General features: G+C 68.7%; 5 protein-coding genes. 1 reads left to right on the top strand and 4 read right to left on the bottom strand.

Features of this window, described 5'->3' with window-relative positions; translation table 11 throughout:
* Positions 1–56 precede the first annotated feature (56 nt).
* The 4 genes from ACFWEJ_RS09320 to glgC all read right to left on the bottom strand — a co-directional run bounded on the left by ACFWEJ_RS09320 (position 57) and on the right by glgC (position 5,411).
* Positions 57–2,066, bottom strand: coding sequence for a hypothetical protein (locus ACFWEJ_RS09320; RefSeq protein WP_377228920.1), 2,010 nt, complete (start codon positions 2,064–2,066; stop codon positions 57–59).
* A complete protein-coding gene (locus ACFWEJ_RS09315) occupies positions 2,063–3,232 on the bottom strand; it encodes a hypothetical protein (RefSeq protein WP_377228919.1) in 1,170 nt (389 codons plus the stop codon). The genes ACFWEJ_RS09320 and ACFWEJ_RS09315 overlap by 4 nt, the downstream gene beginning before the upstream one ends.
* An 11-nt stretch (positions 3,233–3,243) precedes the next feature.
* A complete protein-coding gene (locus ACFWEJ_RS09310; protein ID WP_377228918.1) occupies positions 3,244–3,981 on the bottom strand; it encodes an NUDIX domain-containing protein in 738 nt (245 codons plus the stop codon).
* A 188-nt stretch (positions 3,982–4,169) separates the two neighbouring features.
* Positions 4,170–5,411, bottom strand: a complete 1,242-nt coding sequence (gene glgC / locus ACFWEJ_RS09305) for a glucose-1-phosphate adenylyltransferase (protein WP_377228917.1) — start codon at positions 5,409–5,411, stop codon at positions 4,170–4,172.
* A 161-nt stretch (positions 5,412–5,572) separates the two neighbouring features.
* On the opposite strand from glgC, the gene glgA reads away from it, so the two are divergent.
* Positions 5,573–6,796, top strand: coding sequence for a glycogen synthase (gene glgA, locus ACFWEJ_RS09300; RefSeq protein WP_377228922.1), 1,224 nt, complete (start codon positions 5,573–5,575; stop codon positions 6,794–6,796).
* The last annotated feature ends 25 nt before the right edge of the window (positions 6,797–6,821 follow it).

Genomic DNA, 6,821 nt, shown 5'->3' with positions numbered 1-6,821 from the left:
CTCTGAGCGCTCAGAGTGCGACTACCCCTACGTTCGATTGCGGCGGTGCCTAGGTGTCAGTAGTTGCCTCGGGCGATCCAGTTCTTGCCGTCCGCCGCGATGCCTTCGAGGATGCGGAGCGTCGGTGCGAACCCGGTGGTGTCGAGGCTGGTGTCCAACGGGTTGTCCGGTTCGACGTCGGATTCGGGCGGTTCGGGGTTCCGTGGGTCGTGCTCGGCGAACTCAAGGTCTTGTCCCTTGGTGACGAGGATGTCCCTGGTCGGCCCGTTGGTGAGGGTCAGACGCAGGTTCTGCTTGCCGTTGGTGCCCTCGACGACGTTGACCGAGGAGACCGCGTCGAAGCGGAACGTGTTGCGTTCCTCGCTGTTGAACCTTCCTGTTTCGAAGTTCACGACCTTGCTGACCTCACGGACGCCGTCTTCTGTGATCAGGAACAGCCGCAAGGCGTATCCGTTGTACCGCCAGGGTCCGCCAGATACGTGGGCTCTGCTGGCGCTGGGGGTAGGAACTCGGAGAACGGCATACGAGATCACGTCGCGCCATGAGATACGGAAGTGCTCAAGAGCGTCGGCGATCAGGATCGTGGTGTCGCTGCGCAGCCACGTCTCCATCTCGTCCTCGCTCGGCCGGGTGTCCGTCAGCCTCCGTTTCCATCGGAGGAACTCCTTCGTTCGCCCCTCCATACGCAGCTGCACATCGTCGATGTCGTCGCGGTGGTGGCGCTTTCCACTCGCAATCCTGTACCACTTTCGCGCGCAGTAAAGTCCGCTGGCGATTGCCAGGCACGTGATGATCGCAGCTCCGACGGGTTGGGCCTCGATCGCGGTCTGGACGACGGTGGCAAGCGTGAGCAGCAGTACCGTCAACCCGAGCAGGCTCTGGATCTTGGTCTTGTCGGCAACGTGAAAGCGAACTCTGTGATCGTCGATAGTGCCCGTTCGCCACTGATTCTGGACGTCGATGGCGTGGTAGCGAATCAGCCAGACGACATTAGCGAGCGAGACGTCACGTTCCCGGTAGATCTCGACGATCTCGTCTCGTAGGTATGCGCGAAGGCCCGCCGTCTCGTTCAGCCACCAGTCCCTGTGGCTGTCCTGCGGCCGGTACTTGCTGAAGTAGTCCTCGAAGGCTTTGGTGACGCTCGCGGCGAAACCTTGTCCCTCGGAGTTTGCACGGACTGGGCCGTGGTGCCGCCGGTGTTCCTCCCACCCGATCCGCTTGACGCGATAGCGCCATTCGAAAGCACTGCGGGCGCTGACATAGGCAGCGGCAAGTGCGAGGGCGTAGGCCACGATCGCCACGGGAACAGCGCTACTGAGGGCCAGCCACCCGAGGTAGCCGACCGTGAAGGCGCACAGTAGTGTCCCCGCAGCGATCCGGGCGCGTTCACCCGGGGCGATGTGCGGAGGCTCGGCAGGACGAACCCTCGGCCCTGCGGGGTCGGATTCGAAGTAGGCCCAGACCCGGTAACTGCGGCTCGCGGAATGGCGGTCGAGACGAGCCTGCTCCCTGGTGTTCGCCCAGACCCTGTCCTTCGTCGCGGCCGAGAGGACCTTGTCGAGATGCCGAAGAGCCTTTTCTTGTGTCTCCTTCGGCAGCGCCAGGATTTGCTTCTCGGCCAGCTTGATGCCCTCTGCCGACTGGTGGAACCGGTGAACGATCAGCTCCCGGACTGCTCCGAGCGCCGGGCCATACTCCTCGTCGTCCTCATAGGCGACGAATCGTTCGGCCGCGTCGCTGAGGCGAGCGCGTTCTTCTCTCGTCAGGTCCCGGTCCGACCGCGTGCTGAACATCGACAGCGTCCAGTGAAAGCGCACCTCGGCAGTGTTCAGCCCATCGGCCATGGCAGCGCTGAACAGCTCCTCGGCCTTGCGAGGAACCCCGTCGTCCAGATACTTCACGCCCATCGCGAACTTCTTCTCCGGCGGATCGTTCGGGCTGATCTGGTAGACGTTGGCGTGGTGGACGACGCTCGCCTGTATGCCCACCATGGACCCCGGACCGGCCGCGTTGTCCGTCCTGATGTCATGCGGCTCGGTCGCGGGCGCTGCCGGGTGGGCGTTCATGCCAGCCCGTTCACGGCAGCGATGACGACGGCGGTCTTCGCCGCGAGGTCCGCCAGATCACCCACGAGACCCTTGAGGCGCTTGAGGGCGAGCACGGACTTCTTCTTGGTCGCTTGGTCGGGTGCGCGGAGCGCGGTCTCGGCCGTCGAGATCTCTTCCTGCGCGGCGTCGTAGGTCTCGTCGTCGAGCGCCCCATCGGCCCGGTGGCGATCGAGCAGCAGGCGAAGCTCCGCCAGCGCCTTGGTCGGGTCGGTGACCTGCTCGCGCTCCGGCGTCGTGGACATCCAGACGGAACTGCCGGTGACGTTCGCCGCCACGATCCCCACGTTGCCCGAGGTGGTGTTGTGCACGGTGGTGCTGGTCGGGACGGGCGAGGACGCGGGGCGAGGCTCGTTCGGGGTCATGGACGTCTCCTCTGCTTCTTTGGCCAGTTCGACTGCGAGCTCGATCGCGAATGCCGCGGCGTGTGCCGCCGCCCGGGGTTGCCAGGTGCCGTCGTTCGCCGACGTCTTCTCACCGTCGGCCCGGTCGCTGATGCCGCGGATGATGGCGACCGGGGCACTGTTGAGGTGGCCGGCATGGGCGATCCCGGCGGCTTCCATCTCGATCGCCGTCGCGTTGTTGTAGTGCTTGTGGATCCGACGAGCTTCGACGGAGACCCGCGAGTTCAGGACCACCTCCCCGGCCGCGATGGCGCCGAACGTGACGCTCGGACGGTCGCCGTCCGACATGCCGGCGTCCAGCGGTAACCGGGCCGCCCAGGTTCCGGAACGCTCGAGGTGGTGGGCGAGCTGACTGAGGTGATGCGACGTCTTCCACTCGCTCGGGCGGGCCTTGAAGCCGTCGTCCTCGCTGGTGCCTCCCTGGTAGGCGAACACGCGGTCGGCCACCACCACCTGGCCGAGTGGCGTGGAGTCCCACACCGCTCCTGCCACGCCGACGAACAGCGCCGCCACAGGCGAGAACTGTTGGATCGCCCGCTCGGCGAGCACGGCGGAGTTCGAGTTGCCGACGCCGACGAGGCCGACCGCGATCCTGCAGTCCGTCCCGTCGACGGTGCCGATCTCGAACCGTGTGCCGCTGCCGTGCCGATGTTGCTCGATGTCCTTCAGGTGCTGTCGGACTGCCTTGTACTCGAGATCCAGTGCTGTCAGAACGACGACCACGCGTGCGTCAGTCATCGACCCTCCTCGGAATCGTTCGATGGTTCAGGGCGAGTGAGCGGGGGGTGCAGTGTCGTGGCAGGTCCCGCGCGGAACAGGCGGGCGGGACGGCCGGTCGTCATGCGACGGTCAGCGCCGGCGGACTCGATGAAGCCCGGGACGCGCTGAACCTTGCGGTAGAAGTTGCGTGGGTCGAGGTCGACGCCCCACACCGCCTCGTAGACCTCCTGGAGATCGGCGATGGTGAAGGTCTTGGTGCAGAAAGCTGTCGCCAGCGGTGTGTGCTCGAGCTTGGTCCTGGCCCGCTCGACGGCGTCGTCGACGATCTTCCAGTGGTCGAACGCGAGCTGGACGCCCCCGGACAGCGCCTGCTCGACCGGTACCCAGGCGGCTCCCGACGCGTCGGTACCGGCGACGGGCTCGGGCAGTCCCGGTGCGATCGCCAGGTAGGCGATCGACAGCACGCGGCCGCGCGGGTCGCGACCGGGTGTGCCGTAGGCGCCGAGCTGCTCGATGTGGAGACGGGTCCCGTCGAGATCCGCCTCCTCCCGCAGCTCCCGGAGTGCCGCCTCGTAGATGTCCTCCTCGGTGTTGTTGAGAAAGCCTCCTGGCAGGGCCTGGGCGCCCTGGAAGGGCTCGATGCCGCGCTCGATCAGCAACACGTGAAAGACCGACGCGCGCAACGTCAGGATCACGAGGTCGACCGCCACCAGGATCTCCGGCGGAGTCCACGTGTCTTCGTCGTCGGTCACCGGTTATCACCCCCTTAATGTCGAACTGACAATAAGGGGCGGGACGTCGCCCCGGCAAGAGCAAGCTGAAAGGTGGGTGAACTGAACGTAGGGGTAGTCGCATTCTGAGAGCTCAGAGTGCGACTACCCCTACGTTCAACTGCAGTGGACGGTCACGGCCGGCGGCGCCGGCCGTCAGCGCCGCGGCGTCAGCCCACGACCGTGCCCTTCGGGACCACCACCAGGCCCGACTCCGTCACCGTGAAGCCGCGCGCCCGGTCCTCGTCGTGGTCGACGCCCACGCGGGCCCGCTCGTTGATGATCACGTTCTTGTCGACGATCGCCCGATGCACGTGCGCGTAGCGGTGCACCTGGACGTCGTCCATCAGCACCGAGTTGGACACGTTCGACCACGAGTGCAGGTGCACGCCGGGGGACAGGACCGAACCGGCCGCCTGCGCCCCCGAGATGAGCACGCCCGGCGACACGATCGACTCCGCCGCGTGCCCCATCCGCCCCGGGCCCGCGTGCACGAACTTGGCCGGCGGGAGCCCCGTGTAGCCCGTGTACAGCGGCCACTCCATGTTGTAGAGGTTGAAGACCGGGTGCACGGCGATGAGGTCCGTGTGGGCGTCGTAGAACGAGTCGATGGTGCCGACGTCGCGCCAGTAGTCGCGGTCCCGGTCGGTGGAGCCGGGCACGTCGTTGCGGATGAAGTCGTAGACCCCCGCCTCACCCTGGGCCACGAACGCCGGGATGATGTCGCCGCCCATGTCGTGCCGCGAGTCCGGGTCGGCGGCGTCGCGCGTGACGGCCTCGACCAGCGCGTCGGCGTCGAACACGTAGTTGCCCATGGAGGCCAGCACCTCGGTGGGGGAGTCCGGCAGGCCCGTGGGGTCGGTCGGCTTCTCCAGGAACTCGCGGATCTTCGTGGGGTCGCCCGGGTCCACGTCGATGACGCCGAACTGGTCGGCCATGTCGATCGGCTGCCGGATCGCCGCGACCGTCGCCCGCGCCCCCGACTCGATGTGCGCGTCCACCATCTGCGAGAAGTCCATGCGGTAGACGTGGTCGGCGCCCACCACGACCACGATGTCCGGACGCTCGTCGTCGATGATGTTGAGGCACTGGTAGATCGCGTCGGCACTGCCGAGGTACCAGTGCTTGCCGACGCGCTGCTGCGCGGGGACCGGCGCCACGAAGTTGCCCAGCAGCGGCGACATGCGCCACGTCTTGGAGATGTGGCGGTCCAGCGAGTGCGACTTGTACTGCGTCAGCACCACGACGTGCAGGTACCGCGAGTTGACGATGTTGGACAGGGCGAAGTCGACCAGGCGGTAGATACCGCCGAAGGGCACAGCGGGCTTGGCGCGGGCGGCGGTCAGCGGCATCAGCCGCTTTCCCTCGCCGCCGGCGAGGACGATCGCAAGGACGCGGGGGGCGGAGGCCATACGGTGAGATTAGGGCCTTTCGGCCGGTTACGTCAGGTGGCACGCTGAGACGTCGCGCACGCTAGGTTGGCACTGTGCCCGACGTTCCCGCCGCCCCCGGCTCCGCCCCCCGTCCCGACGCCGCGCCGGATGCCGCCCCCCGTCCCGGCGGCGCGCTCCGCGTGGACCTGCTGACCCGCGAGTTCCCGCCCCACGTCTACGGCGGGGCGGGCGTACACGTCGCCGAGCTGGCCGCCGTCCTCGCCCAGCACGCCGACGTCCGCGTGCGCTGCTTCGACGGCCCGCGCGACGCCGCGACCGAGGCGTCCGGCGTCACCGGCTACACGACGCCGACGGCGCTCGCGGACGCGAACGCGGCCCTGGCCACCCTGGGCACGGACCTCGTGATGGCCGACGACGTCGCGGGCGCCGACCTGCTGCACTCGCACACCTGGTACGCCAACATGGCGGGGCACCTCGGCGGCCTGCTGCACGGTGTGCCGCACGTCGTCACGGCGCACTCCCTGGAGCCGCTGCGGCCCTGGAAGGCCGAGCAGCTCGGCGGCGGCTACGCGCTGTCCTCGTGGGCCGAGCGCACCGCGTACCTGGGCGCCGCGGGCGTCATCGCGGTCTCCGCGGGCATGCGGGCCGACATCCTGCGCGTCTACCCGGAGCTCGACCCCGAACGCGTGCACGTGGTGCACAACGGCATCGACCTGTCGGGCTGGCGGCGGCCCGACGCCGACGACGACGTCGCGCAGGCGGACGCCGCCGCGACCGTCCGCCGCCACGGCATCGACCCCGGCCGGCCCGCCGTCGTGTTCGTCGGCCGGATCACCCGGCAGAAGGGCCTGCCGTACCTGCTGCGCGCGGCCGCCGAGCTGCCGCCGGAGGTGCAGCTCGTGCTGTGCGCCGGCGCGCCCGACACCCCGGAGATCATGGCCGAGGTCCGGGGCCTGGTCGAGCGCCTGCGCGAGACCCGCACCGGCGTCGTCTGGATCGAGGAGATGCTCCCGCGGCCCGACCTGATCGCCGTCCTGGGCGCGTGCACCGTCTTCGTCTGCCCGAGCGTCTACGAGCCGCTCGGCATCGTGAACCTGGAGGCCATGGCCGTGGACCTGCCCGTGGTGGGCACGGCCACGGGCGGCATCCCCGAGGTGGTCGACGACGGCGTCACCGGCCTGCTGGTCCCGATCGAGCAGTCCGACGACGGCACCGGCACGCCGCTCGACCCCGACCGGTTCGTGGCCGACCTCGCGGCGGCCCTGACCCGCGTGGCGACCGACGCCGACGGCGCGGCGGCGATGGGGGCCGCCGGCCGCCGTCGGGCGGAGGAGCACTTCACCTGGGCCGCGATCGCGGACCGCACCATGGACGTCTACGAGCGGGTGCTCGCGGGCGCGTAGCGCGCCGGACGCCTCAGGCGCAGCG

Source organism: Promicromonospora sp. NPDC060204 (genome assembly GCF_042728455.1).
Lineage (GTDB): Bacteria > Actinomycetota > Actinomycetes > Actinomycetales > Cellulomonadaceae > Promicromonospora.
This window is presented reverse-complemented; position numbering and strand designations above follow the sequence as displayed.

What these genes read in the sequence shown, in the direction of transcription:
- ACFWEJ_RS09320 (WP_377228920.1), bottom strand. Translation starts at nt 2,066, where the DNA reads ATGAACGCCCACCCGGCAGCGCCCGCGACCGAGCCGCATGACATCAGG.
- glgC (WP_377228917.1), bottom strand. Translation starts at nt 5,411, where the DNA reads ATGGCCTCCGCCCCCCGCGTCCTTGCGATCGTCCTCGCCGGCGGCGAG.